A 432-nucleotide genomic window follows, 5' to 3' on the forward strand; every position below is an offset into this window, starting at 1 on the left:
GTGGCTGAACAGCCAGAACAGCACCAGCGTGCCGAGCATGATGGCCGCATAGGCGTGCGGCACGGCCGCCCAGCCGAAGGCCACCAGGATGGCGGGCGCCACGAACTTGTTCACCGCCGCGCCGGAATTGCCGGCGCCGTAGATGCCCATGGCCGTGCCCTGGCGCTCCTTGGGGAACCAGCGCGCCACGTAGGGCGTGCCCACCGAGAACGAGCCCCCCGCCAGGCCGACGAACAGGCCGATCGTGAGGAAGTGCCAGTACTCGGTGGCATAGCCCATCGCCCAGATGGCGGGCACCGTCGCGGCCATCAGGCAGGCCATCACGATGCGGCCGCCGTAGCGGTCGGTCCAGATGCCGAGCGGCACGCGCACGAGCGAGCCCGTGAGCACCGGCATGGCCGTGAGCAGGCCGAACTGCGTGGCGTTCAGGCC

General features: G+C 70.6%; 1 protein-coding gene. It reads right to left on the reverse strand.

Annotated features, from left to right (window positions below; genetic code table 11):
• The coding region (locus AC066S_RS39545; RefSeq protein WP_478272020.1) for an MFS transporter at positions 1–432 on the reverse strand (432 nt) is incomplete at both ends.

The sequence above is a fragment of the Bradyrhizobium sp. CFUWI genome, assembly GCF_056429085.1.